Origin of the sequence: Gordonia sp. VNK1 (assembly GCF_040049135.1) — a bacterium.
Classification (GTDB): Bacteria; Actinomycetota; Actinomycetes; order Mycobacteriales; family Mycobacteriaceae; genus Gordonia; species Gordonia oleivorans.
In genome coordinates this window covers 115698-140206 of record NZ_JBDZDJ010000001.1, presented here as the reverse complement: position 1 = coordinate 140206, position 24509 = coordinate 115698, and the positions used below count along the sequence as shown (strand labels likewise).

The following is a 24509-nucleotide window of genomic DNA, read 5'->3' as shown; positions in this document are numbered from 1 at the left end:
CTCTCGATTGCGGTTGACACCGTTGCCCTCGGCAGGTTCCCGATAGCCGGGGCAGCGGTGTCAACCTTCTCAAATGGGACTTCGCCGCCCTTGAGCGAGGGTAGGTTCACGCCATGAGTTCAAGCTATGACGCAATAGTTGTAAACACGTATCGAAATCTGCGCCTGGCAATGGTGGCCTTGATAGCGATGCTGGCGGTTGCAATTGTGATGCAGTCGTGGCGCGCCGACTTCCAGTGGCAAAACTCGATCAGCGGGTACTACTTCACCAGCGCCCACGGGGTGGTGATCGGCGCTTTATGCGGACTTGGTGCGCTCCTCGTGGTTTACAAAGGCAGCACTGAAGCCGAGGATGTCATCCTCAATGTCTCCGGATTCCTCGCATTTCTGGTGGCGTTCCTCCCCGCGGAGGTTCCCGATCCCCTTTATCCACCGGGCGAGCTGAACGGCTTCCCCGTGCATGACAACGTCTTCTCCGCGGGCACGGCCGCCTTTGCGGCGGGATTCCTTGCGCTGGCTCTGTACTTCATCCTGTGGAGACGGCAGCGGTCATCATACGGTAAGACGGGGCGCCGCTGGGCGAACGTTCTTCGAGTGTTGGGATACGGCGTCATCGCCGTCTTGGCCGGACTCTACATAGCCGACGTCTGGGGCGGCCGAGAGTGGACATCGCAAAACCACAACATCGCGGCGGTCTCCCTCTTCATCGGACTCGGACTGGTCGTGATCTGCAACGCTTTCGTAAAGCCCCTGCCTGACCAGGAGGACGGTCATTCGGTGGCGCACTCGAAACTGAGGCACCGCCGGCGAACGTATGCGCTCCTCGCAGGTGGAGTGCTGGTCGGCGTCACAATCGTGGCAATCGCGTTGGCAATGCACGATTCCGGTCCTCTCTTGCTGATCGGCGAGATCGTGGGACTGGCATTCTTCGCGATTGCATGGTCCATCCAAACCTGGGAACTGTGGGATATCGGGCCTCGCGAGGTCCCTCCCAGGGTCGCGATGATGGTGGCCAGCGGTCCGAGCCAGCAGGACGACCAACCAGCCAAGTAAACGGAGCCCACATCACCGGGTACCCGCGATGAACTCGTGCGCGAGCGGCCATGCAGGCACCGGTTGCTGCGCCTCGGGAAACGTGCGCCCACCGCGGCCACCTAATCCTTAGGGCGACAAACGATGTCCCCAGGAGATGCGTCGGACGCGCAGACCAACTTGGGCACCATTCCTTGATCAACTGCAGCGAGCCAGCCCATAGTGATCGAGACGGCATATCCGCCGTTGGTTGTCGGGGCCGATCCGTACCGGGAGTCGCGATGCGTAGGTGGATGGCCAGTCTCTTCAGGATGCTGCGCAACAGCTCGCGTCCCGCGTTGACTCACCAGCAACGGCCGGCGTCACCCCTTCGGCCCCCCGCTGGTTCCCGGACGATACCGACTGGTCTGTGCGGAGCATCGACGATGACGACGCACGCGCCTCGGGCGCAGCGACAGCTTCGATCGCGGCACCATTTGCCTTGTCGCCCAGTATATCCCGAGCACTGACCACCATCGCCCTGATCTCTTCACAGGAGTATCGACATGACCGTACCGGCTTTCCACACTCAAGTACGTCAACAGATTCCGTGCGGAGACGGCATCTTGGTGGTCCGCACTTGCTCCCTCGGCACACACGCTCCCGACGCCACCCGCACCGTGATGGGCCAGTACCTCGGGCCCGGCAAGGTAGATGTTCTGTCGGCGCATCATCCAGCAGTCTGGTTGACACGCAACACTGATCGCGCCGCACTGTGCATCGTCGACGACCATCTGCCGGCGTGGGCGAACAATGGCGTGACGAACTCGGTTCGGCCCGGCACAAGCTCCGTGATTGTTACCGAGTTTCCTTGGTACAACCATCATTTCATCCCACGACGGTCGCTGTTTCGTGAGCCGGTCCTCGTCGCCGGAATCATCGGGACGCTGGTACTCATCGTCATCACTGGACTGTTTCGCACACCTGGCGGACCGTGGTGGTGGGAGGAAGCACTGTTCCTCACCGCGATGGTGTTCGGCTGCGGCTGGGTGGTGGCGGCATTCCGAACCACCGTCGATGATCGCGATCCGCACCCCCGCGGCCGCCGAGCCGGGGCAGCACTATTCATCACCGGCATCCTCTCCCTGATCGCAGGCGCCATCATCGGCTTCTCCGAACTCGGTGTGCGCGGAATCCCGGAAACCCTCAAGGGCACGCTGTTCATGTACGGCGTGATCGCGACCGGCGTCGGATTCATCTGCTGGATGCATTCGGCATGGTCGATCCTGGAAGGAAAGGGCTCGTCCGACCCGCTGGTCGTGGCACGAGCCCGGGCCGATGTCCTTCACGCGCTCGGTAGAGCCGAGATCGGCGAGGCGGTCGCGTGGCCAGAGCCCGAGGGCAGAAGCTCACGCGGATTCTTGCTGACCGTCGGTGCACTGGTCTTGGTGATCGCCGCTCCCGCACTCAAGATCATCGGAGGATTCGCAGACGCGTCCGCCGATGGCGCCGATCCACTCGCAATAGGGCTTCTCATTGTCGGGGTCGCGGGACTGATCATCGCGTCCATCGCGCACTTCATTCGGACCTGGGGTCGTTACCCCTCGCCGCAGGAGCGCAATGCTTTTCTCGCATCCGCCTACTCGATCGACAACGGTCTTGCCGTCAGTATCCGCAACGACGGCGATATCATGGCTGCCTTCCAGCTCCTGGGTGCTCGCGAACGCACGGCGGAAGTGCAGCGGGTCAATAAGTTTGGTCCAGGATAGGTATCCTCACGGAGGCCTCGCTCGCCCGCGAACCGTCTCACAACCTCAGCAGGGACGTAATGATCTCATCCGTATTTGGCGCAGGCAGTTCAGGACCGTGCATGGCGATCTCCGTTATATCAGCCAGTGCCGCAGCCATGACTTCACTATCGAGCCTGCCGATACCGACACGATGAGCGAGATCGTGGAGATCCTGAGTGGATGGGGTTCCTGACCTACCGATGCGCCTCCACATCGCTGCAAGCACCCGCGCTTGGTGCCGGACGCTCCGAGCCTTTCCGAAGCTGTCGAATGCGTTCTTCCACGCGGACATTGCCTCGGATTCGTGGCCGGTATCGACTGCCAGTACGGCAAGACTGTGCCACACGGTGCCTTGCTGCCAGTAGTGCGCCGACGGGTACGCACCTTGGCCAGGATCATTCAAACGCTTTGCAACACTGTCGAGTTCACGACGGAACAACTCCGCGTCGAAGGTTGATCTCTCTGTACTGGCGAAGCGGACCGAACTTCCCGCGGCAGCGGCCAGTGCCGCTCTGTCGCTGTTGCCGGCTGCGACAAACCTCTTGGCCGCCGAGTGAAGGTTCTCGATTGCGAGTTCGTGGTCATCGCCTGCCTCGAGTTTGCCCAGATGAAATCGAGCGTCGGCCATCTGCCGCACATATCCATGTTCGTCCGCGACCGGAATGATGTCCTCGAGCAGGCGCCGGGCGACCTTGATCTCGTCGTCGCCCAGCGCTGCGTGCGCGCGGGCCCGCAGGATCATGCTTGCCACTTCACCCTGACGAGGATCCCACCGTTCGTTGTCGATGGCGCTGAAGGCTTCTCGCGCACGCTCGGCGCCTTCCACCGCGTTTGCAGGATCACCGGAGTGCAACTCGATCATCGCCAACTGGTATTCGCACCAACCGATTCGATGATGTCGGTCGTCCGTGTCATCACAGCTCGACGCAACGCGAATCGCGGCCCGGAAGTCCTCGGCGGCCGTCGACGCCGCCGACTCCGGGTCTTCGTACATCATTCGCCACCTCCCTCGATCGTAGAGGGCACGGGCCTCGATCGAAGGATGCACGGCCGCAAGGTCACTGAGCTCCTCGTACCAGAGACGCAGATCATCGCGACTGAAGCAGCCCTCGGTCGTGCGGGCGACAACGCTCAGTTCCCCGATCGCCTCAGCCTGGAGTCGCGCGTCCTTGACGAGTCGACGCAAACGGTCCACTGTCGGCGCCAAGGCGCATGCGGTCATCGGGTCGCGGGGTCCTGTTCGTTTCATGACCGTGAGGAGGTTTCTCAGTTCCTCCTCGGGGTGGCTTCCCTCAGCCATCGCCTCGCCGACGGTGTCAGCCAACTGAGACGAGTAGTCACCACCCAGCCGGTCCATCACGAAGGTCTCGCCGAGGGGAGTCAGCGCATAGATTCGGCGGCGACGGTCGGTGGGATCAGGGGTGTTCACATGGTGAACGAGTCCCTGACCCCTGAGAGCGCTCAGACCACGTGACGTCACCGCCACTGGACTCCCAATGCGTTCACTCAGCTCTGTCGGGCCGGCGGGCCCCTCCGACAACTCAAACAGTAGCCGCTCCTTGACTGATTGTTGACTCTCATCCGCCCCCGCAGCACGCTGCGCCTGCCAGGCGTGAAACAGTCCGGCGATGACGCCGAGAGCAGCCCTACGTTGCTCTGACAGCGGACCGACGTGTGAGCGATGAAGCTGCGCGCGAGCTGCGATTTTCTGTATGTCATCAATCGTCGGCGAACTCGCCAATACCTCAGCCGACACCTGCCCCAAGAGGTGGTCGACGTCGCTCTGTGACTCCACAGTCGCGACGTCATCAAGCAGGTCCAGCAGCGCGCTTACCGATGCATTCACTCCACCCTCCGACCCAATCCATTCGGCAGAGATCCAGGATACATGACACTTACATGACCTGATAATCGTGAACGTCAGCACGTGAGTCAAAGTCCGGCGTTGTGATCGCTTCAAGACCGGCACTGGCCATGCTGAACCCAATGGCGCGCGGCGCAGGATCCTCGGGGCGCGGCACGTGCCGCACTCTCGCCACCTCCCTGTCCGCAAACGGCATCACCACCAACGCGGTCGCGACACCACCGAAAGCGTCGGGAGAGCCTTCCGCGGACCAGTCCACCGGCCCATTGGCAACCATCACCGTGGCCTGGCATGCGGAGATGACAGTACCCGCCGAGTTCTCGAATCCCCCGGTCTTCTCGGTCATCGCCGACACCAGCACCAAGGTCGGATGCAAGGCTGCAACCGCATCGACCACGGTTTGGTCGAGAAAATCCGCGCAGATCAGTGGAATCATCGACCACCTGATACCGGCGTGCACACGCAACACTGTCGATCTGTCAATGTTCTCCTCTCCCGCGAGATTTGTGGTCCACACGTCTGCCGTACGAACTTCGCTGGGGCCGTTGACATATCGCCCGATCTTGTCGTGAACGACGCGATGCCGGTCACGGGGATACATGATCGTCATCCGGTTGATCCGATGCCCGTCCACCTCGGCATGCTCAGAACCCGCGATGACGACGGACGGATAGAACGCAGCACTCCCTGCCGACTCGTGGTCGTTTACCGCGACATCAACAATGTCAGCGCAACGGTCGGTCGCAGACAGTTCCGGAAGCATCAGCAGCTCAATGCCATTGATTCGGCAGTGGTCAAGCGCCCACGCGAATATCTGATTCTGACGAGCCTTGTCGACCACCCGCACCCCAAAGAAGCCTGATGTCGACACTTCGTCAATAGTAAACTCCTGCGCCAATCGCTGATTGGGGGTCATCAGGAGCGCCGACACGCTGTCACCGAGAGCGTGATCCAGCGCAGCGCCGGCATCAGGATCGTAAATCACGCGCAATGAACCGAACTCGGCGGCGTTCCACAACGCCAACCCGCCCACTCGATCGACGGCGAGGACACTGCCCGCGTCGCGTGGCAACGACGTGAACCCGCGGAGCCCAGGGTAGAGAGTCGTCAAGTCGACAGGTGTCGTCGGATAGGGTGATTCGTCTTTCAGATCCCTTGGCCCCCGCCCCACGAGGAGCGCGCGATACGTCCGATAGCCCATGCCGTGAACGAACTGGTCGATACCCACGGCGATTCCGCGGGCAGCCAATATCGGATCATGCGATGCGAGAACGTCGATGATCGCATCCCGATCGGTCGCGGATAGGTAGGACGACCGCAGACGGCGTCGAGCTCTATTGGCGATGGCGGCCATCGTCGATCGGCCTTCGCTGGACTGGACCATCGCCGCACAGACGTGAGCGTTGGCTCGACAGAACGAGAGTAGGACGGTCAACACCTCGACGACGTCGACCGACGCTGCGATGCGTGCACATAGTGCGGCAAGGTCGGGGCCCTCGGATGCTGTGGGGTTCGCCATCTTTCCTCCTGGTACGGGTGGTCGAGCGGACGCTACCAGTCAGGTAAGACATCTCATTGGGCCGCGATATCGTAAGAGCGGCTATTGGTTTAGGGCTTCCGTCGCCCGCGCCGGCTTGGGGGTCAGTCGGGTGGGTACGTTTCGCCTTGCTGAGGGTGGTGTTCGTCGCCGGCGCAACCCATCCAATACACGCTTGCGCCTGCAGCCACTGTGGAACGATGGCTGCCGAGTCAGCTGAACCGGACACGGGAGCAGGACATGAGCGTTGGCAACACGACCATGCTTCACCGAATCTTCGGCTGGGTAACGTTTTTCGGTGGGGTCTCCGCGCTGATCGCGCTCACCGAGGTCGACCGCATCATCGGCCGCAGTTCGGTGTCGGGAACCCACTCGACCATCGCGGCCATCGTGGGTCCGGGTGCATGGGGCAACCGTAGCGGCTGGGATTCGTGGACCGATCTCGGGTCGACGATGGTTCCCGGCACCGCGACCATGGCCAACCTCGGGGATGGAGTCGCTGGGCTCATCGGATTCCATACCCTTTTCGACGCAGTGTTTTTCGTGTGTTACGGGTATCTGTTGTGTCGGCTGATTCTTCTGTTCGCTCCCCGACGCACGGGTGGCACCAACCGGATCGCGTTGGGCATCCTTGCCGCACTGATTGCCGCCGAGGTCGTCGAGGCCATCCTGTTGATCGCTGCTGCGGTCGGCGTATCCGGCGGGGCGGTGCCCGGGGCGCTACGGTCGGCCATCGCCATCGTCGCGCTGGTGAAGTGGGCGACGGTCATCGCGTTGGCGGTCACGATCGGCCGCAACACCAACCTTCGCGGTCATGTGCGGACGTGGTGTCGCACCTGGTATCGCCCCGTCTGGGTGCAACGACTGTCCGTGCTGACCGCGGTACTCCTGGGCGTGCTGACGCTGCCACCGATCCCGGGAGCGCTCGATCAGATCCCCGATGCACAACGCCGCGTCCTCGACGAGGGCCCACGCTACTACTGGTTCCTTCCGTTCCTGTTCGCACTCATCGCCGTTGCGCTCTACGTCATCGGGTCATGGCGCGCGAAACTGGCGGCGGAGAAGGAGTCCGACAAGAACGCCGGGCTGACCGCACGGGCATTGCTGTGGCCGTGGCTGATTCCGCCTGTCGTCGTGGCGATCGCCGGGGTGTGGCTGTTCGCCACGGGGTATTCGTCCCTCGTCGACGGCGTGAGCTTCTGGATCTTCATCGCTGCGTTCGTGGTGACCGTCGTCGTGTCAGCGGCCCGGCGACGACTTTGTCGGGAACCCCAGGGCAATGACGCCGCCGACGACGCCACCACCAAACCGCCTCCACCGATCACCGGCCGCCAGGTTCAGGTCGTGGGCAACGTGTCGGTCATTCTGGTGTTGGCCGTCGCCATCATCGGATTGATCCGGGCGTTCACCGCGCCGGTGGTCGTCGGGATCACCGGCCCGGAACCTCTCGTCTGGACACAGGTCGCCGTGCTGATTGCCGGATGGCTTCTCGTCGGCGTCGGATCGGTGGTCGTCGCCGTCCTCTGGGACCGGCTGATCGACCTCGCAGGGTCCGTCACCAAGCCGGAGTTCTTCCGCACGTCGGTCGCTCTGCTGATGGTTGTCGGGAGCGGATTCGTTCTTGCCTACGTGGCGTGGCCCGCCCACATTTCCGAGTTCTTCGGCGTCATGGGTACGGTCACGATCGGCATCGGCGTGTGGCCGATCCTGCTCGGCGCCATCATCATTGGCCTGCAGTTCCGGCGGCCGCCGGAGATCTTCACGTTCTTCCGGATGGAGGCTGCCCCGGTCCTGTCACTCACGGCGATCCTGCTGGTGATCGTCGGCTGGGCGGGCGGCGACCCCGATCTGCACGCGGTGAAGGCACGGCCGGGATCCTCGGACTCACCGAGTGATCGCACCGACGTCGCGGCCGCATTCACGTCGTGGGTCGACCGGACGGACGGTTGCCCGGGTACGCGGCCGTTGGTGATCGTGGCCGCCAGTGGTGGCGGCATCCGTGCCGCGGTGTGGACCGCAAGCGCAATGGCGTCGATCACGCAAGCATCTGACGACGCCGACGATGCCCAGCAGAACTGTCGCAGTGCTGTTTTCGCGTCCAGTGGAGTCAGCGGCGGCTCGGTGGGGCTGGCGCTAACCCGCGCCGAGGCCTACGCACGGTACGGCAACAACACGCCTACGGTCCGGCAGTCCATCGACGCCGCACGGGCCATCCGGCAGGCGGGTGCGAACCTGGCCGATCCCGACGTCATCGCAGCCGGGCTTGCCGGGACCGTCATCGGCGATCCGGTTGCTTCGGGCACCGGAATCCGTGCCCAACTGGAGAACTCGGGCCCACAATGGTCGGATCGCGCGGCACTCATCGAACAGGGCTGGGCCACACAGGTTCCCGCGCTCGGCGAGACATTCCCGTGGACCGCTGCCGGCTCACCGACCGGACCGTTGATCCTGAACTCCACGTCGGTGGCCCGCACTGCCGCGTGCTGGTCAGTCAACTCCAGACAGGTGTCACGATCCCGGCGCCACCCTCGGACGCCGAGGTGGGGCGGGAGAACACCGGCGACCCGGACACCGTTGGGTGTTCGAGTGCCGATGGCCAACCCGCTACGGCAGTCGATTTCGCGGATCTCTTCGCGCCGTGCCTTCCGACGATGTCGTGGGCAACCGCTGCGATGCTCTCGGCACGCTTCCCCTACGTCACGCCGTCGGGACGTGTCAGCGCGTCGAGTGGCCCGTGCGAGGACAACGCCTGGCAGTTCATCGACGGTGGGTACGCCGACGGAAGCGGATTGGCGACCATCGCCGACCTCGCTCCGCAGATCAGTGTCCTTGCGGCCGAACACAATGCGCGAGTGAGCGCCGGCAACGCCCGGGGGTACATCGTTCCGCTCGTCGTCTACCTCGACGACGAGCCCCAGGACCCCGCGAGCGCGGAGAATCCGAAAGCCACCGTCGAAACGCTCGTCCCGGTGACCGGATACCTCAATACGCATGCCGCACTGGCCGGTACGGCCGCCTCCACGCAACGCATCAGCAACGCGCTCGCGCTCACATGTAGCCGGCCGCCGTCGCCCGGACAGTCGCCGACGACGCAGCTACCCGTCGACACTGCCTGCGACGACGCACGCCAGGAGTTGCTCGCGCAGGTGAAGGGTCCGCTGGGTGCCACGCTGAGTGGTTCGGTGATCACAGCGGCGCCGCCGCTGCTGCCCAACGTCGAAGTGCCACTGGGGTGGACGCTGTCCGAGGCCAGCGTCCGACAACTACAGAATGCGGCGGGAACCGGTGCGTTGTGCGGCGCGGACGGCTCCCGTTCACCGGGATTGAGTGCGCTCAAAGCGTTGGTGTGTCAGCCGGTGGGGTGACGTCGGCCCGCTCTCGGCGCCGGCGCAATCTCACCAGGATGTTGCCGTAGTCCCCGCCCTCGAGGGTGTCGGCTGTGGGATGTTCGATGTCCTGGCACATGCCCAACTTGGAGGCCCAACGACCATCAGGCAGTTGACGCGCTGCGTGTAGGAAGAAACCTCGGGAGCCGTAGAGCACCACCTTCTGGTAGCCCTCCTCCAGGCTGTCGTCGTCGCAGACCTCGTAGCCGATGCTCTCAAATGCCTCGACATAAGCATCAATTGTCTTCACCCGTGGCACACCAGCGGGCCAGAACCATCCACCGACCGGATTCGGTGTGGGCTCCCACCACTGCGAATCGTCCTCAGCGGCCCATGCAGCACAGTTGTAGCTGCCATCTGGCGGGGACGTGATCTCGTACGTCCTGCGGTAGAGAACGGGAACCCGGCGTTCCAGCAGTTGGCGCTCAGTGAAGCTGTGCACGGTCCTTCTCGTACCACTCGATCCACCGATCACACGCTTCGGTCACCGTGGTGGCCCCCGCCGCGTGATCAGCACCGACAATGGCGATCAACGCCCAAAACCATTCGGGACCGGGTTCTTTCAGACACTCGATGATGAGTGGAAGGGCAGCCTCCCCCATGCCGATGATGCGTTGATACTCCGGCACGATCACCGCATCCATCATGACCGAGTAGTGACCGGTTTTCTCCCGCCAACGATCGCGCAATTCTGCGAACTCGTCTGCAATTCGGGCTGTTTCACTCGTACTTCGAATCTCGTCATCGGCCTGTTGCGATGACAGAACCTCCGAATACCCGGGCACTCGTGGCGTCGTATCGTAGGACATCTCCGAGTTGTCGATGTACTGGTGGGCGCAGTGGGCCAGAGCAACCGCCGATGGAATCGGAAGCTCGGAGGAAATCGAAAAGTCCTGTCCCTCACTAGAATCAACTGAACGCGGGTCAGTCATCGCGGTCACCGGACAGGTCGAAGAGGGTCAGGTCCGTCTGGTCCAATAGATGCGCCAACGATGCCTCCTTGATCTCGGCACGCTCCACCATCACCTTGAGGCGGCGCAGGTCGCCTGGCGTCAGTGTGAAACTCGTCGAACGATACTCACCGTCCTCGAGGAACTCCACACGAAGCGTGTGCTGAATGACCGCACCAATCGGTCCGAGCGCCGCATCCTCATCGAACACCGGCCGCGTGTCCGTGATGATCCGCGGAATGTGAAGCATCCGATCCGCCTGCTGCGAGATATCGACGGCCTTGCCGAGAGCCGCGAGGCTCCGGACCGTCAGCATGTCGCGCAGCCTCGATGTCAGCTGAGTGCTCGTCGTCGCGTCGTCGAGCTCGGCGTCAATGTCGGAGGCCAAGTGTTCAGCCATCTCGGCCACGTCGAACCCATTGCTCGTCCGCAGCGTCGCCATGGACACCATGTGGGTCACGAACGCGGCGCATAGCCGCTCTGACCAGACATCCCCGACTACGGATCGGACCTCCGACAGCATGCGCGCGATTGTGTTCAGATCTCGCGTCGAAAGCCGGCCGATCAGATCCAGATAACGCACTTCGTCCAGCACTGCGAGCGCGTGGAATACCGGGATGCCCGCCCGGGGCACCCGCACTGCGTCCATGCTGACCAAGTCCAACCTCTTCCTGCAGGTCACGACGACGACTCCACGATCATGGCACATCTCGCGTCCATTGCCAGGATCTGTCCACAGGCGGGTGCGTACGCCGGGTTGTGCACCTGATTCCGGGCGTCGAGAGCTTCCTCGGATCTGTCACCATCGCAGCGCCATAGATCCGTCACGGTGTTAGCCTCCACCCATGGAATGCGACCCCGAGGCCGTCGACAGATGACGTCGCAACCACCGTATGGACCCGGTCATCCGCCCCAGGCGGGAGGGTCTCGCACGACACGCAACGTTCTCATCGGCCTTGCTGTGGTGCTGGCAGTTCTCCTCGTCGCGTTGATCGGGTGGATCGTCCTGGACTCCCGCAGCACCGCCACCGCAACCGAGACGGCCACACCGCCGGCCGTCGACGTGGATCTGCCTGTCGTGACAGACCCTTTGGATAATTCCGGCGCAACCACCACCGACAACGGCCCAACCACTCGGACCGAACTCTGCGCGGCCTACGACGCCGCTGCGGCCGTCACCGTCCGCAACGGTGGCACAGAGCCGGCGGCGATCAATCCCGCTCTTCGCGAGTTGGCTGCCGCCGCCCGCGCCTACCCCGATGCGCAGGTCCAGTCCGATGCTCCCCGGCTGGAGCAGGTGACCATCTCCGGCTACAGCTATCCGCGGCACTTCTACGGTGCCACACTCAACATCAGCGAAGTGTGCGAGTGAGACCTGGCGCCGAGGTCGGGACGGCTACCGGACGACTTCTCGACAGATAACCCCCGCGGGATGCATCACCTGTGCCGATTGGTAGTCACTCCCGGATAGGGTGAAGCCATGCCCGTCGTCGAATCCTCCGTCGTCGTGCCGGTGACCCCCGACATCGCCTTCGCGGTGTCACAGACCACCGGTGAGGTCCGGTTGCGGTGGGATCCGTTCATCGCCAACCAGCACTTCCTCGGCGACGCCACCGAACCGGGCAAAGGTGTCCAGACGTTCACCCGGCATCGCATGGGTTTCTCGATGGTCAGCGAGTACGTGTCGTATCGGCCACCCACCACCGTCGGCATGAAGATGGTCCGCGGACCGTGGTTCTTCGAAAAGCTCGCCGGTGGATGGCGATTCACCGACAACGGCGACGGGGCGACGCTCGCCACCTGGCGCTACAACTTCAGTTGCCGTCCCGCGTGGCTCGCCCCGGTCGCTGAACGGATCGGTATGTGGTGGTTGGGTCGCGACATCGACAAACGCATCGCCGGATTCGCCCGTGGCTGCGAGGACCCGGAAGTGCTTGAGGCGGTGGGTGGGTGAGTTCCAGCGTTGATTCCTGAGGTCTCGACTCGGGCTCCGCTTCGACGCGGCTCAACGTGAGGCTGGCGCTCCGCCCGGCTCGGCCGGCGGGATGAGGCGCTCGGCTGTCTGACGGAATGCTGGTGGATGGTGTTGCATGCGTACCGCTTTCGGCTTACGCGGTCTCGACACGGGCTCCGCTGGCGCTCCGCCCGGCTCGACCAACGAAGTAAGGGTTTCGACCGGCGGAATGGGCGCCCGGCTCGACCAACGAAGTAAGGGTTTCGACCGGCGGGTTGGGGTGCTGGTCGCGTGCGGGATCGGAAGGTGTTGCGTGCGTTGCGCTGTCGTCTTGCGAGGTCTCGACACGGGCTCCGCTGGCGCTCCGCCCGGCTCGACCGGCGAAGTACGGGTCTCGTCCGGCGGGATGGGCGCTTGTCGCTTAAGGGTCGGAAGGTGTTGCGTGCGTGCCGCTGTCGTCTTGCGAGGTCTCGACTCGGGCTCCGCTGGCGCTCCGCCCGGCTCGACCAACGAAGTAAGGGTCTCGAGCGGCGGGATGCGCGGTCAGTGGGTCGGGAAGAAACCCACGGTAAAGCCTTCGGCGCCGGCCATTTCGGATGTGTGGGCGGGCGTGGGGGCCGCGGCCCGGCCGTGAAGCGCGTCGTCGTCGAGGTCGGGGCGCGTTGACGACAGCCATGCCACCACCCGGCCGTCGGGCCACAGTAGGGCGGGGGCGAGTCCTGTGGCGGCGGCGGTGGTGTCGGTGAGGGTTCGGGCGAGCAGGTCGTTGTCCTCGGGAATGACGTTGTCGGGCAGGGTGACCGAGACGCCCAGGATGCGCGGGCCGTCGAAGGTTGCGACACATCGGTGGGCGTACCGGTGGACGGTTCCGTCGAGTGCCACCCACTCTCCCGTCGTGTGACAGCCCACCTCGGGTGCACGCATCTCGCGGGCCATCCGAACCACGTCGCTGGGGCGGGCGAATCCGGAGAACCATTCGGTCATGCTCTGCGGCAGTGGGTTTCGTGGATCAGTCGAGGGTGATGCGATCAGCCGAGGGGTCTGTTCGACCGTCCACTCCCAGGCCTGGCTGGGTGGTGCGGCGGGTGGCTGGGCGGTCGGATCGCCGATCCACATCAGCACTCCGTGGACCTGGCGGCCCGGCCCCAGCACCGGCGATGCCAACGCCAGGCGGGGGCCGGCCACGTCGAGCAACACCTGCGACTGCTTGACGTTGTTGAGGACGGTGTCGACGAGCCGCAGCACGATCTTGTGCACCGAACCGCGGAACTCATTCGACAGCGGTCGCCACTGCTTGGAACGAGCACCGATCATGAGTACCGCGGGCGCCTGTCCCGCCGTCTCCACCAGAAACCATCCGTCTGCCACAGTCACACCTTAGTGCCCACCCGAACAGTGCCCGGCCGAACAGCGCTCAGCCGAGCATCACCGCATCGTCAACCGGTGCGCACGCCAGCCCGAATCGCTCGCGCAGCGTGTCGATCATCGCGCTCACCGACACCCGGTTGCCCGCCCACGCCACATACCCGTCCGGGCGGATCACCACGATCTCCGGATACTTCGCAGGCAGCCCGTCGGCGGCGACCACCCGGGTGAACGGCAGCGCCACCTGATGGGCCAGTTCGTCCACCACCCGCGGTGCCGCCAGCAAGACAAATCGACCATCCTGCAACAGCTTCGAGACCGTCGTCCGTTCACCGTCGACCAACACCTCGTGGTCGGGCAGGAAGATGCCGTCCAGGTCCGGGTCGATGCCACCACCCACCTCGTGGCGCAGAGAGGTGCCGTTGAGCTTGTCGGCGAGCCAGTCATGAGCGTCCGACGAGCACAGCATCTGCGCGAACACGCTACGCAGCGGATCGTTCGACGACGCCGGGTTCATCAACATCGACTGCACCCGGGTGTTGTCCACGATCCACTGACCCACCGATTGCCTTTCCGCACAATAGGTATCGAGGAGAGACTCGTCGGCGGCCCCGGTCACCACCGCCGCGAGTTTCCATCCGAGGTTCACCGCGTCGACGATGCCGGTGTTGAGTCCCTGCCCGCCCAGCGGATAGTGGATGTGGGCGGCGTCGCCGGCCACGAACAACCGGCCGTCACGGTAGTTGTGCACGATGCGGCTGTAATCGCTGAACCGATTGAGGTAATGCGGTTCGACGACGTCGACATGCGAACCCACCACCCGGTCGATGGCCGCGGAGTACTCCTCGGCGGTGACCGGTGCCGACCGGTCGTCGACGGGGCCGTCGAACTCGAACACGATCAGCCGACTCTCCCCATATCGGTTGAGATTCAACAACGTCCAGCCGCGCGCCGTGTGACTCCACCCGGGCCGCAACTGGTGCGGATGCGGGATGGTGGCCAGGCCGAGGATCGCGCGCATCGTCGGCGGGTACTCGGTGACGGCGAAGTCACCGGAACGTCGGACAATACTGCGACCACCGTCGGCACCCACCACATAGCGGGCGGTGAACGAGCGCTCAACTCCGCCGGCGTCGGTGGCAACTACCGTAACGTGCTGCGGCTCTTGGTGAACCGATGTCACGGTCATCTCCCGGAGCAGGTGTGCACCCTCAGATTCGGCGTGCCGTGTGATGGCGCGTTCGAGGTCTGCCTGGGCGATGCCGAGCATCACCGCACCGTCGATGGTGCGCCCCCGCACCGTGATCCACGGGTACCCGGCAAACTGGAACGGTTCCGAGGTGATCGTGGTGTGGTCGTTGGTCTGTCGGGGTGTGGCGACGATACCGCGGCGAGCGAGCGTTCCGATGGCACGCGAGTGATACGTCCCGGCCTTGGGGTACTCGCTGACATCGCCCCGTTGTTCCAGCACGAGTGCCGAAACATCATGCAGAGCAAGTTCATTGGCAACGAGCATGCCCACCGGGCCGCCGCCCACCACGATCACGTCGTACACCTCAGCGACCCTCCTCATTCTCCGACAGCACCACCGGAAGGTGCGCCGGGCGTCGCAGCCCGATACCCAGATCCCACGGCACCGACTCCGCCGGCACGGCCAGCCGCAGATCGGGGAACCGGTCGACGATGCGCTGCAACACGGTGATGATCTCCACCTGCGCCAACGCCGACCCCATGCACCGATGCATCCCGTAACCGTATTGCAGATGACGCCGACCCGGGCGGTACGGATCGATCCGCAACGGGTCGCCGAACACACCGGGATCACGGTTGGCGGCGTTGATGTGCGGATACACGATGGACCCGACCGGGAGCTCCGTGCCGCCCACCACCAGCGGCCGGGTCAGCTCCCGCGGAAACGATCCGGGTGTGCCCAGCGGCATCAGGCGCAGAATCTCTTCGACGAGGTCGGCGACCGCCACCGAGCGGTCGACCAACGCCCCGTAGAGGGCGGGCGCGGCCAACGCCGCGTACGCGGTCTTGGCCAGCATGGTGGCGACGTTGTTGTCGCCGCCGAGCACGATGCCCATCACCGTTCCGGCGAGCAGGGTGGCGTCGACGTCGGCGTACTCGGGTTGCGCCGCACGTCGACGATAGGTGGCCACCAGACCGTCGTCGGAGTGCTCCACCTCGCCGGCCACCAGCCGGTTGACCCAGCCGTACAACTCGGTCCACGAGTCGACGATCAGCGCGATGTTGTCGCGGGGCGCCATCTGAATGCGGCGACCCAGCTCGTTCATCCACTCGGCGTGCTCGAGCGACACTCCGAGCAGGCGGCACACCGTTCGAGCCGGCACCACCCGAAGGACTTGGGTCACCAGGTCGGGGTTCGACGACGCCGCGAGCGCGTCGAGGGCCTCGTCGGTGAGGGCGAGGATCGTCGGTGTCAGCTCGGCCATCGCACGCGCACTGAACTCGTGGGAGACGAACTCGCGCACGATGCCGTGCACCGGGGCGTCGAGGTTGATCAGAACCTCCGGTGCCCAGTTGGTGGGCATGAAGCTGGGGCCGCCGTCGACGTTGCAGAGGCTGCGGCTGGCGGTGCGGTCCAGGAGCAGCGTCTTGACGTGCCGATAGTCGGTGAGGCACACGGCTTCATGTCCGCTGGGCAGTTCGATGCGGGTGAGCCCGTCGTCGCCGGCCCAGGCCCGCACGTAGGGGTCGGGGGTGTCCAGTCCGGGAATGTCGGTGACGAGCGGAGTGGTGGCGAGGGTGAGAGTCATCGGAGGGCCTCCTCGGTGGGGATGGCGAGCGGATCGTGTTCGGCGATGTCAACGGTGACGGTGTGCGCCGAGTCTGGATCGGGTGTGGTGTTGCGGCGCAGCAACACGACCACCACCACGGTCAGAACCGCGCTCACCGCCACGATGGCCCACAGCAGCGGCACCATCCCCTCGGCGAAGGCAGCTCGCAGAGCGTCGAGATCGACTGCGCCGGAGATGGTGTCGAGTTCACCGGTCACCACCTTGTTGACGATATCGCCGCGTTGACCAGGGTCCAGGGAAGCCGGCAGCGCGTCACGTACCCGGCCACCCACACCCGCAGACAGCGCGCTGGCGAACACCGCCACCACCACGGCCTCGCTACCGAGACGCACCGTGGCGACCAAACCGGAGACCATACCCGACCGTTCCTCGGGCACCGACCCGATGGCCTGCCCGTCGACCAATCCCACTCCCAGACCAAAACCCAAGCCCAGCAAAGCGAACGGGAAGATCAACGATGGAATGGAGACCGTGGTGTCGATGGGGATCAGCAGGGCGGCACCCACCACGAACAGCGCGACGCTGCCACCGAGGATGAGCCAGACGGGTACTCCGCGTGTGTGCAACGCGCCGGCGATGAGCGGACCGACGATCACCGGCACGGTCATGATCAGCATCACCAGACCCACCACACCGGTGCCCAGATCCCACACGGTGGTGAGAAAGGTCGGGTAGTAGGTCAGCAGCGTCACGAAGCCGACAGCACCGGCCACCGGAACGGCGAGCAGACCGACCAGGCGCGGTGAGCGTAGGAGGGTGAGGTCGAGCAGCGGATGTTCGGTGTGGATCTGCCACCACACGAAACCCGCGAACAACACGACTCCCGCCACGATCATCGCGTACGTACCGGACGATGCCCATCCCCACGTATTACTCTGCACCACACCGGCAATCACCAGCGACAGCGATGCCGCGAACACGGCCGCACCCAGATAATCGGGTCGACCGGCGCCGGTGACCCTGGTGTCGTGCACCCGCGAGGCCAGCACGAGACCCATCGCGACGGCGATGACGATCGCATTGAACCAGAAGATGCCCGCCCAGCCGACCGCCGCGATCGCGGCCGAGGAGATCGTCGGCCCCAGACCGAGTCCCACGCCGGCGGCAGTGCCGAACAGTGCGAAGGCACGCGCGGCCGCGGCGCCGGAGAACGTGATGGCCAGCAATGCGCCGGAGCAGGCGAAAATGATCGCCGCTCCCACACCCGCCAGTGCGCGGCCGACGTCGAGGAGCATGAGGTTGGGTGCCAGCGCACTGAGGATCGCTGCGGCACAGAAGATCAGACCGCCGAGCAGCAGTCCTCGGCGACGACCGAGGTGGTCGGCGACCGAACCGGCGACGAGACTGAACACCGCGAAGGTGAGGTTGAATCCGTTGACCACCCATTGCAGCAGGGCGGGTTGGGCACCCAGGTCGGCGGCGATGTGCGGCAGGGCGACACCGGTTCCGGAGACTCCGGTCGGGACCACCGTCACGGCCAGCAGGATGCCGGCGAGCAGAACATTGCGACGTGGGTTACCGGTACTCATCGCTGTGTCTCCGATGCGCTGCCGAGCAGCCCGATCAGCTGGGCGACGGTCTGCTGGTTGGTGACGAACTGTACTGCGCTCCAACCTGATGCGCGTGCCGCCGCGCAGTTCTCCGGCAGATCGTCGATGAGGATCGCCCGGGCCGGATCGACGTCGAGTCGCTCGGCCGACAGCGCGAAGATCGCCGGATCGGGTTTGCGGACGCCGACGTCGTAGGAGTCGACGATGGTGTCGACGTGATCGTCGAGATCCACCATCGCACGCCAATGCGCCTCCCATTCACGCACATTGTTGGTGAGGATCCCGACGCGGTAGCCGGAATCCCTGAGTGTCAGTGCCAGGCTGCGCATCGTCGAGTTCACCTGGTGCCCGGCGAACCACTGACGCCCGAAGTCGACGGCCGACCGCGAGACATCCACCCCCCGCGCGATGAGCCAGGAGTGCAGTCCGGCAACCCATTCGGGTTCGGAAAGGAGGCCGAGTTCGACCGGGGCGAGTACCTCCACCCCGAGACGATCGGCGACGCCGGCCATGGCGCCCTTGAGGTCGGTGGGCGAGATGCCGGTCTTGGCCTGGTAATCGAGAAACAGCTCGTCGATCGGCGGTGACAGCACACCGCCGAAGTCCAGGAACACCGCGTCGTAAGGCGATTCGGGTGTGTGGCGGGGGATCTGGTGGCCGGTGGCCGGGACGGACAGGGTCATCGGGAGCCTCCGGTGGGTGCAGCGATGCGTGGCGGGGTGATCAGGGTGTCGAAATGGATACGACCGCTGGCGATCTGGTGTCCCTCCTGGGTGAGGTCGACGCCGAATCCGTATCCGGTGGGATCGTCGTCGGGGGTGACGGTGGCGACCGTGTGGAGGTCGAGTTCACCGAAGCGGGTGAAGTCGGCGCCAAAGGAGCGGATGCGCAGACGGCGGGCGCTGAGTCCGAAGAGGTCGTGTGCGGCAATGAGTCCGGACTGGCGGATGGCTTCGAAGAGGACCGCACCGGGGATGTGGTCGAGCGGATGGTCGAAGAGGCTGGGGTGGCGTTGGTCCACCAGGACGTCGATCTCGAGGCCAGCGGCACTTGCGTTCTCGCGGACCTCGCCGATCACCACATTCCGGTCGATCCGGCGGCCGAGCGTTTCCGGTGCGTGGAATCCGCGGTCGGCGCGTGGCGCCCGTCCCGGCTGCGGCAGGATGCCGTGGCGGTACTCGTCGAGACCGAGTGCTCGGCGGCCTTTGGTGCGCACTCGCGCCCACACGGGGCGTGGCATCCACTGGATGACCATGTTCATGATGGCCGCAGCGGATCCGCCGAGCTGGAGCCGCATCTCGAGGCCGATGCCGATGATCTCGCCGTCGCGGAGTTTCTCGTCGACGATGACGGCGCTCAGCTCGCCGTTGCCGGGAGCATCGGTGATGGTCAGGGCGTCGTCGGAGACGATGGTGACGTCACCGGTGTTGAAGATGAACGACTGATCGAAGCCGACGTTGACGTGTCGGTGGGCGATCAGAATCGATGTCTGACGGAAGCATTCGAGCAGCAGCAGTGGGTCGTAGCGCAGTGCGGCCGGACCCACATGATCGCTGTAGTAGCTGTGCGACTTCGGAAGGTGCACGCCGACACGGAAATTGGGGTAGCGGTCGCAGATGATGTCGGTGAGGTAGACCTCGGAGAGTGCGTCGCGGTGGACGTGCTCGCGCGGCACCAGCGTCGAATGCGACAGCCGCGGTGGAAGAGTGGAAGTCATACAGATGCCCCTTGCTTATGATGGTTCGCCGATTCACCCGCACACGTCGCCGTGCGCCGGTGGTACTGCCAGCCTTCGTGTCGTGAGGTTCCGGGCTCGGCAGCAAGGGGCTCTCGAGCAACTCTCCATCGACACCGCAGAGATTAGCCGCGATAACTATCTGGTGCAGAATTGGGCTCATCGTGAGCGTTATCGAAACGCGCATCGCGGCCATAGCCGCAGCTCAGCGGCGATCTCGTGGGTCATGTGATCCGTATTACGTGGCAGCCGGGGCGACAGTGAGGGTGGAGGCGACCACAGTGATCGGGGTGACCGCCACCAGAAGATCCGCCGCCACGGTGGCCCTCGGTACCGCCGTCGAGGGCTACGACTGGGTGACCTTCCTGGCGCTGCTCCCCTACCTCACCAAGGGACCACTCGCGGGCGTGTCGTCGCCCTTCACCACCGGGTTTGTCATCTTCGCACTCGGGTTCGCCGCCCGCCCCGTCGGCGCACTGGTCTTCGGTCGACTCGCCGATCGGGTGGGGCGGTCATACGCGTTTCGTGCGGCCCTGGCAGTGAGCACGGTGACGACGGGTGCCATGGCGTTCATTCCATCCGGACTGCACCCCTCGTGGCTCGCGCCGCTGCTCATCCTGGTGCTCCGGATGGCGCTCGGTGCCGCGCACGGAGGCCTCGCCGGCGTGGTGAACGCGAGCATCTACGAGATCCGCGACGTGATGTCGTGGGAACCCAGCGTGCTCGTGTACGCGATGGGTGCGGCCGGAAAGGTGCTGTCACTGATCGTGACCCTGGTGATGGCCAGTGCGCTCACGACTGATCAGATGATCGACTTCGGTTGGCGTGTGCCCTATCTGGTCGGAGGCGTGGGCGGTGTTGCACTGCTGGTGTACTCGCTCGGTTGGTATGCCGGTGTCGGGTCGTCGGATGCGCGGACGGGTGCACGGAACTCGGACGTGCCAGACGCGGAGCCGGCGGTCGCTCGGGGTTGGCTGTGGCGGAGGATGGCGGTGGTCGCCGGACTGAGCGTCGGCACCACGGCGGCGTACAACATCTGGATCGCCGCCGTGATCCCCTACGCCACTGAGGCGTTGGGAGTGCAGCCCCGCGTCATGTTCTGGGTGTCGCTGGTGCAGACGTGTGCGTTCGCGGTGATCGTCGTCGGCACCAGCAGGTTGATCCGACGATGGTCACTGCACATGGTGTATCGCCGCGCGGCGATCGCGGGCCTGGTGGTGAGTCCGGCCGTTCTCGCTCTCACCGCACCGTCGGGCGGTCTCGGCACATACGTTGCGGGGCTGGCGATCGCCACCGTGATCCTGGCGATTCTGTGTGCCGCCCTCCCCGGGGTGCTGGCGTCACTGTTTCCCGCCGACGTGCGCGCCGTCGGAAACGGCGTTCCCTATGCGGTGATCGTGGCGCTGGTGGGTGGGACGGCACCGGGTCTGCGCGATGTGCTGGCCGATCGCTACTGGGTCTTCGGCGTCTACCTGGTTGCACTGTGCGCGGTTTCGGCGATCGTCGCACGGCGGACGACGCCGCACTCTCTGCAGCCGCGAGAGCAGCGGGTGGTCTCTTCGGCATACGCGGCCCCTTGCCGCCACCATCGGGCCGCGCGACACTGTGACCATGGCCACCGCGACCCCGCAGACGCTGGATGCGCTCGGTTCGCAGCTCCTTGCCGAGATCCAGAAGTCGACCGACGCCCAGCGTGAGGAACTGAACGAGATCTTCCGGCAGGCCGGGGACCTGACCGATCAGGCGCACGACCTTCTCGATGGGGCGCGGGACGCCCTCGATGATCTGGTCAGCGACCCCGACTGGTTCTCCCTGCTACTGTTCCTCGTGGTGAGGCTCAGCGCCCTCGACGATCACCTGACCGTCGGCGCGATGCAGCCGCCGGGCTGGTCACCGATGATCACGCTGACCTACACCGTCGACGCGCAGGCCGCGGCGACGCTGGGCGTCGCACCTCTCACCCACACCGATGACGCCGGGAATCCGCTGTCCCGTGGCGTCTTTCTGCGGATACACAAGGACGTCACCGCGAACTTTCCGGTTGCCGGCGGGATCGGACTGTCGCTCGCGGCGCACGGCGCCGGTCAGTGGACCTTTGCGTTCGGGAAACCTCTCGGCAAACCGATGACGCCGGCGACCGTCGCCGCCACCCTGTTCTGGGACCCGCCTGACCTCACCGCGACGCCGGTCACGTTGACCACCGGAAGGGCCGCGGCCACAGTCCATCTCAATTCCCAACCGGCGGCCGGGGCAAAGCCGTATGCGTTGACGATCGCACTCGGCGATGCCACGACGCCGGCGACGGCCGGGATGCGCGCGCACATCGATCTCGGGTCGTCGTTGGGTGTTCTGTCCGAGGTCATTTCGATCGCAACCATCGACGAGCAGTACAGCCCGACGTACACGCGGCCCGCCGCGGGACCGCCCACCTTCGATCTCCATCACCGCAGTGCCTGAGTGAAGGGCTGAACCATGAGCGACGGAGTGCACACCGACGTCACGTTTGTCGTCAACGGCGCGGTGGTGCCCTTCGCGCCCGAACTCGGCGCCGACATCGGTATCGACATCACCGGCGGACCACCCGGCATCACCGTCGGGGTCGATCACATCGTCGTACACACCGGCCTCCAGATCGATTTCACCGCAGGCGAATTGACCGTTCGACCGGTCATCACACCCCAGGCCCCCGAGGGTGGGCACGCCGCGATCGACCTTGCCGGCATCACCGGTGGCGGCTACATCCGCCACAACAAGGCAACCCGCGAATGGCTCGGCGCGATCGCCGCCGACCTCGGACCCGTGGATGTCACCGGCCTGTTCATCATCGGCCACGTCGGTGGCGATCCCAGCATCCTGACGGTCCTCGGTATCCACTTCACGCCGGGAATCCAACTGAGCTTCGGCTTCGAACTCACCGGTGTCGGCGGGCTCATCGGCATCAACCGCCGCGCCGACACCGACCTCATGCGTCACCGCCTGGCCGGTGGCGCCGTCGGCAACGTACTGTTCTCCGACGACCCGGTCGCCAACGCCCCGGCGATCCTCGACGATCTGAGCAGGTTCTTCCCCGCCGCCGCAGGCACACTCATCGTCGGACCGACGCTGCAGCTCAGCTGGCTCTCCCCGATCGTCCGCGCCGACGCCGCCGTCCTGATCGAACTGCCCGGCCCGTCCAAGATCGTCATCCTCGGAACACTGCGGGTCCTCATCGGCGCCGACGAGAACCTCGCATTGCTGTTCTTGCGGATGGACTTTCTGGGTGTCGTCGACCTCCAACGGCAACTGATCTCCGTCGACGCCGCGCTGGTCAACTCCCACGCCATGGGCATCTTCCGTCTCACCGGCGGCATGGCGCTGCGCATCTTCTACGGCACCAATCCCTATGTGCTGCTGAGTATCGGCGGCTTCCATCCGCGGTTTGACCCGGGCCCCCTCGACCTGCCGGCGATTCCCCGGGTCGGGGCGGCGTTGGAGGCACCGGTCGGAGTATTCCTGCGACTGGAGATGTACACCGCCTTCACCCCGAACACGCTGCAGGCCGGCGCCCTCGTGCAGGCCGGAATGCGGTTGGGCCCGTTGAGTGTCGACGGCTTCTTCCAGTTCGATGCGCTGATCACGTTCAAGCCGTTCACCTTTGACGTCGACTTCGCCGCCGGCTTGGCCATTCGGGTATTCGGCGAAACCTTCGGCAGCATCACCGTCTCCGGTCGCGTCACCGGTCCCGGCCCGCTGGTGGTACGCGCCCAGGCCAGCGTCAAGGTATTGTTCGTGCGGGTGCGGGGCAGCGCCACCTTTGAACTCGGTTCCCGCAATGGTGATTCCGTTCGTGCCATCCCCAGTCTGTTGACGGCGGTCGCCGAGGAACTCGCGCAGCGCGAGAATCTACGCGCCGAGGGCACGGACCCGTCGATCCGGCTACGCCGCGACGTCTCCCGCCCCGAGAACATTGCCCTCGTCTCGCCGACCGGCACGCTGGTGTGGACGCAGAAACGCATTCCCCTCGACACCGACGTCGACCGCTTCGAGGGAGCACCGCTGGCAGGATCGGGACATCGGCTGCACGTCACCGCATCCGGTGTCGGCGGCACCGTCGAGGAACCCGAATGGTTCAGTCCGGGATCGTTCACCGCGCTGGATCTGAAGTCCTCGCAGACGCTCAACAATCCGGGATTCGAACGGCTCCCGGGCGGCATGCGGATCGTCGGCGGTGGGGCGGTCACCTCCGGGGACGCGGTCGCCGCATCGCTGACATTGCATCTCAGGAAGAAGCCCGGCGCCACGTCACCACCCTTTCTCGTGGCCGGCGTCGTCGGCTACCGAGTTCGCGGGCTCCTCGAGGCGGTGCGGGAGCGCGACACCACGCCGACGGTCGCGGCCCGCCCGGCCGCGGTCGGCGTCACCGACGAGACCTTCCGAACAGCCGACGCCACCGGAGTGTCGGCCCCCACCACCGCTTTTCAGGCGTTCCAGCAGTCCCGGGCATCCGCGGCCGCATTTCCCGTCGCCGACGCCGATATCAGCGTTCCCCTGTAACCATCGAACCCTT

Annotated in this window: 20 protein-coding genes; 9 read left to right on the top strand and 11 right to left on the bottom strand. The window is 65.1% G+C overall.

Annotated features, from left to right (window positions below; all coding sequences use genetic code 11):
• Positions 1–113 precede the first annotated feature (113 nt).
• Together ABLE94_RS00600 and ABLE94_RS00595 are read left to right on the top strand one after the other, a co-directional pair.
• Positions 114–1052: a hypothetical protein gene (locus tag ABLE94_RS00600; protein ID WP_348807735.1), complete on the top strand. Its 939-nt coding sequence runs from the start codon at positions 114–116 to the stop codon at positions 1050–1052.
• Positions 1053–1693: 641 nt separating this feature from the next.
• Positions 1694–2779, top strand: coding sequence for a hypothetical protein (locus ABLE94_RS00595; protein ID WP_348807734.1), 1086 nt, complete (start codon positions 1694–1696; stop codon positions 2777–2779).
• Between the two features lie 37 nt (positions 2780–2816).
• Here the strand turns inward: ABLE94_RS00595 and ABLE94_RS00590 are convergent, their stop codons facing one another.
• Together ABLE94_RS00590 and ABLE94_RS00585 are read right to left on the bottom strand one after the other, a co-directional pair.
• On the bottom strand, positions 2817–4646 hold the full coding sequence (locus ABLE94_RS00590; protein ID WP_348807733.1) for a winged helix-turn-helix domain-containing protein: 1830 nt from the start codon (positions 4644–4646) through the stop codon (positions 2817–2819).
• A gap of 49 nt (positions 4647–4695) precedes the next feature.
• Positions 4696–6183: a hypothetical protein gene (locus ABLE94_RS00585; protein WP_348807732.1), complete on the bottom strand. Its 1488-nt coding sequence runs from the start codon at positions 6181–6183 to the stop codon at positions 4696–4698.
• A gap of 258 nt (positions 6184–6441) precedes the next feature.
• On the opposite strand from ABLE94_RS00585, the gene ABLE94_RS00580 reads away from it, so the two are divergent.
• Together ABLE94_RS00580 and ABLE94_RS00575 are read left to right on the top strand one after the other, a co-directional pair.
• The gene (locus tag ABLE94_RS00580) at positions 6442–9057 is read left to right on the top strand and encodes a hypothetical protein (protein ID WP_348807731.1); all 2616 of its coding nucleotides are present in this window, start codon (positions 6442–6444) and stop codon (positions 9055–9057) included.
• Positions 9054–9566 (top strand): hypothetical protein, encoded by a 513-nt coding sequence (locus ABLE94_RS00575; protein WP_348807730.1) that lies wholly within the window; start codon positions 9054–9056, stop codon positions 9564–9566. Before ABLE94_RS00580 ends, ABLE94_RS00575 begins: the two co-directional genes overlap by 4 nt.
• On the opposite strand, the gene ABLE94_RS00570 is transcribed toward ABLE94_RS00575, so the two are convergent.
• Genes ABLE94_RS00570 through ABLE94_RS00560 form a run of 3 tightly spaced genes read right to left on the bottom strand, consistent with a single transcriptional unit; the run spans position 9535 to position 11186 of the window.
• Positions 9535–10029 (bottom strand): DUF7689 domain-containing protein, encoded by a 495-nt coding sequence (locus ABLE94_RS00570; protein WP_348805046.1) that lies wholly within the window; start codon positions 10027–10029, stop codon positions 9535–9537. The two genes, ABLE94_RS00575 and ABLE94_RS00570, sit on opposite strands and share 32 nt — an antisense overlap.
• A complete protein-coding gene (locus tag ABLE94_RS00565) occupies positions 10013–10519 on the bottom strand; it encodes a hypothetical protein (RefSeq protein WP_348807729.1) in 507 nt (168 codons plus the stop codon). Before ABLE94_RS00565 ends, ABLE94_RS00570 begins: the two co-directional genes overlap by 17 nt.
• Complete coding sequence (locus ABLE94_RS00560) at positions 10512–11186, bottom strand: hypothetical protein (protein WP_348807728.1); 675 nt, start codon at positions 11184–11186, stop codon at positions 10512–10514. Before ABLE94_RS00560 ends, ABLE94_RS00565 begins: the two co-directional genes overlap by 8 nt.
• A 315-nt stretch (positions 11187–11501) precedes the next feature.
• Here ABLE94_RS00560 and ABLE94_RS00555 point away from each other — a divergent pair, with 315 nt between their 5' ends.
• Together ABLE94_RS00555 and ABLE94_RS00550 are read left to right on the top strand one after the other, a co-directional pair.
• A complete protein-coding gene (locus ABLE94_RS00555; RefSeq protein WP_348805049.1) occupies positions 11502–11909 on the top strand; it encodes a hypothetical protein in 408 nt (135 codons plus the stop codon).
• A 108-nt stretch (positions 11910–12017) separates the two neighbouring features.
• Positions 12018–12491, top strand: a complete 474-nt coding sequence (locus ABLE94_RS00550; RefSeq protein ID WP_348805050.1) for an SRPBCC family protein — start codon at positions 12018–12020, stop codon at positions 12489–12491.
• A gap of 543 nt (positions 12492–13034) precedes the next feature.
• Here ABLE94_RS00550 and ABLE94_RS00545 read toward each other — a convergent pair.
• Genes ABLE94_RS00545 through ABLE94_RS00520 form a run of 6 tightly spaced genes read right to left on the bottom strand, consistent with a single transcriptional unit; the run spans position 13035 to position 19945 of the window.
• Positions 13035–13859 (bottom strand): GAF domain-containing protein, encoded by an 825-nt coding sequence (locus ABLE94_RS00545; protein ID WP_348807727.1) that lies wholly within the window; start codon positions 13857–13859, stop codon positions 13035–13037.
• Positions 13860–13905: 46 nt separating this feature from the next.
• Positions 13906–15411: an FAD-dependent monooxygenase gene (locus ABLE94_RS00540; protein ID WP_348807726.1), complete on the bottom strand. Its 1506-nt coding sequence runs from the start codon at positions 15409–15411 to the stop codon at positions 13906–13908.
• 1 nt (position 15412) lies between these two features.
• Positions 15413–16636 (bottom strand): cytochrome P450, encoded by a 1224-nt coding sequence (locus tag ABLE94_RS00535; RefSeq protein ID WP_348807725.1) that lies wholly within the window; start codon positions 16634–16636, stop codon positions 15413–15415.
• On the bottom strand, positions 16633–18207 hold the full coding sequence (locus ABLE94_RS00530; protein ID WP_348807724.1) for an MFS transporter: 1575 nt from the start codon (positions 18205–18207) through the stop codon (positions 16633–16635). Before ABLE94_RS00530 ends, ABLE94_RS00535 begins: the two co-directional genes overlap by 4 nt.
• On the bottom strand, positions 18204–18911 hold the full coding sequence (locus ABLE94_RS00525; RefSeq protein WP_348807723.1) for an HAD family hydrolase: 708 nt from the start codon (positions 18909–18911) through the stop codon (positions 18204–18206). The genes ABLE94_RS00530 and ABLE94_RS00525 overlap by 4 nt, the downstream gene beginning before the upstream one ends.
• Complete coding sequence (locus ABLE94_RS00520; RefSeq protein WP_348807722.1) at positions 18908–19945, bottom strand: AfsA-related hotdog domain-containing protein; 1038 nt, start codon at positions 19943–19945, stop codon at positions 18908–18910. Before ABLE94_RS00520 ends, ABLE94_RS00525 begins: the two co-directional genes overlap by 4 nt.
• A gap of 308 nt (positions 19946–20253) precedes the next feature.
• On the opposite strand from ABLE94_RS00520, the gene ABLE94_RS00515 reads away from it, so the two are divergent.
• The 3 genes from ABLE94_RS00515 to ABLE94_RS00505 are packed head-to-tail and all read left to right on the top strand — an operon-like array spanning position 20254 to position 24496.
• Positions 20254–21660 carry an MFS transporter gene (locus ABLE94_RS00515; protein WP_348807721.1) on the top strand — a complete coding sequence of 469 codons (1407 nt, stop codon included), beginning with the start codon at positions 20254–20256 and terminating at the stop codon, positions 21658–21660.
• Positions 21575–22420 carry a hypothetical protein gene (locus tag ABLE94_RS00510; protein ID WP_348807720.1) on the top strand — a complete coding sequence of 282 codons (846 nt, stop codon included), beginning with the start codon at positions 21575–21577 and terminating at the stop codon, positions 22418–22420. Before ABLE94_RS00515 ends, ABLE94_RS00510 begins: the two co-directional genes overlap by 86 nt.
• 15 nt (positions 22421–22435) lie before the next feature.
• Positions 22436–24496, top strand: coding sequence for a DUF6603 domain-containing protein (locus tag ABLE94_RS00505; RefSeq protein ID WP_348807719.1), 2061 nt, complete (start codon positions 22436–22438; stop codon positions 24494–24496).
• The last annotated feature ends 13 nt before the right edge of the window (positions 24497–24509 follow it).